Origin of the sequence: Methylobacterium sp. J-030 (genome assembly GCF_022829545.1) — a bacterium.
In the GTDB taxonomy this organism is placed as follows: domain Bacteria; phylum Pseudomonadota; class Alphaproteobacteria; order Rhizobiales; family Beijerinckiaceae; genus Methylobacterium.
The window spans coordinates 1-1636 of the sequence record NZ_JAKSYM010000068.1 but is presented as its reverse complement, the minus strand read 5'-3'; the positions used below and the strand labels follow the sequence as shown (position 1 = coordinate 1636).

4 protein-coding genes are annotated in these 1636 nt (G+C 67.2%); all 4 read left to right on the top strand.

All coding sequences use genetic code 11. From position 1 onward, the window contains the following. The first annotated feature begins 504 nt into the window (after window positions 1-504). The 4 genes from MKK75_RS03685 to MKK75_RS03670 are packed head-to-tail and all read left to right on the top strand — an operon-like array spanning window position 505 to window position 1580. Window positions 505-924 carry a DUF5681 domain-containing protein gene (locus MKK75_RS03685; RefSeq protein WP_244041282.1) on the top strand — a complete coding sequence of 140 codons (420 nt, stop codon included), beginning with the start codon at window positions 505-507 and terminating at the stop codon, window positions 922-924. Next, window positions 921-1172, top strand: a complete 252-nt coding sequence (locus MKK75_RS03680) for a hypothetical protein (protein ID WP_244041281.1) — start codon at window positions 921-923, stop codon at window positions 1170-1172. Before MKK75_RS03685 ends, MKK75_RS03680 begins: the two co-directional genes overlap by 4 nt. After that, entirely contained in the window at window positions 1156-1356 is a 201-nt protein-coding gene (locus MKK75_RS03675) for a hypothetical protein (protein WP_244041280.1), read from the top strand. Before MKK75_RS03680 ends, MKK75_RS03675 begins: the two co-directional genes overlap by 17 nt. Next, window positions 1353-1580 carry a hypothetical protein gene (locus MKK75_RS03670; protein ID WP_244041279.1) on the top strand — a complete coding sequence of 76 codons (228 nt, stop codon included), beginning with the start codon at window positions 1353-1355 and terminating at the stop codon, window positions 1578-1580. Before MKK75_RS03675 ends, MKK75_RS03670 begins: the two co-directional genes overlap by 4 nt. Window positions 1581-1636 lie beyond the last annotated feature (56 nt).

The following is a 1636-nucleotide window of genomic DNA, read 5'->3' as shown; positions in this document are numbered from 1 at the left end:
GTCTCCAGAGGTGCCGTGACGATGATGAGGTGGCGGAGATCCCTGACGGACTTCTCCGCCGTCTTCTGTAGAGGGTCTGCCATTCCCGGCCTCACCGCCTCGATCGCATCGATCCAGGGCCATAGGATCACAGCGAGCACGTTGGGCAGACCGGTCGTATCAAGGGCTCTTGGCATCAGTCTGAGAGGGATAGAATTCGCGACGCTACACGGGATGAGAAGCTGCACCGGTCGGTATGGAAGCCGACCGCAACGCTATCACAATGCAAGATCCGCTCCCCACGACGCTTGGTGGGCATCTCACCAACGAGGTTGTGATCGACATCACAACGACGAAGTGATGCGTTCGACCCGCGCCGACACCCGCACCGCGATCTTGCGCGCCGCGTGGGCCGTTCTGCTGCCCGGGCCCGGCGGGAAGGCACGGCCATGACCGGCGTTGTGCTACCATCGACCTGTTTCCGGCCTGATATTTACAGGTCGCCGGATGCGAGACCGTAGAGCCATGGCGAGGGAAAGCAGTCAGTTCGAGCAGGGCAGGAGCGGCAACCCTGCCGGCCGACCGAAAGGCGCCCGCAGCCGCGCTACGCAGGCCCTTGAGCAGATCCTCGACGGCGACGCCGAGGCGATCCTGCGCAAGGCCGTGGAGCTGGCGAAGGACGGCGACCCGGTGGCGATGCGTCTATGCCTCGACCGCCTCATTCCGGTGCGCCGGGATCGCCCCATCACCTTCATGCTGCCGCCGATCGAGAAGCCGGCCGACCTCACCCGGGCGACACACGCCTTGATGCAGGGTGTGGCTGCCGGCGAGATCACCCCGTCCGAGGCCGCCGAGCTGTCCAAGCTGGTCGACGCCCACGTCAACGCCATCAAGACGGCGGATCTGGCCGAGCGGCTGGCCCGCATTGAGGAGGGTGGACTGTGACGGTCAGCAACCTTGAGATCCGCCTGCGCCGGATCGAGGTCCGCCGGATCTTCAGGGGCGAGATCGCCAGCGCCAGCGACCGGCAGCTTATGGCGTTCATCCGCAGTGGCTACGCCGACCTGCGGGCCGAGCACGGCAGCCTCGCCGAAGCAGTGTGGCACTTGCGCGAGACCGGTGACGCCGGAGACGCCGCCCTCGCCACCCTGATCGAAGAAGACATCGGAGGCCGAGATGCGCGGTTCCATTGAGGCCAGGGTGGCCAAGGCTGAGCAGCGGTTTCGCCACCGGATCCAGGGCGTCCACCGCTACACCGACGATGAGCTGCAGGAATTGATCGCGGTTCTACGCGCCGCCGAGGCGGGAGAGGCCATTCACCCGGACCGCGAGGAATGGGCGGCGAGCATGATGCGCCGCGAAGGTTTTCTGGCATGACCGGAACAGACCTGCACCGCCGCCTGGACCGCATCGAGCGCACCCGCGCCGGTCGCGATACCACCACCCTCCCTCGCGTGGCCGTCCTATACGCCGCCCCTGGCGAGGACACCGCCCCGCGGCTCGCCGACATGATCGAGCGAGGCGAGCACCGCCGCGGCTGGCCGGTCCTGACGATCCGCGCGGACTGGCCTGTCCTGCGCCATCCTGGAGCTAGACCATGAGCCTCATCGACCTCGAACGCCGCCTCGCCCGCCTGGAGGCCGCGCGCCACACCGGT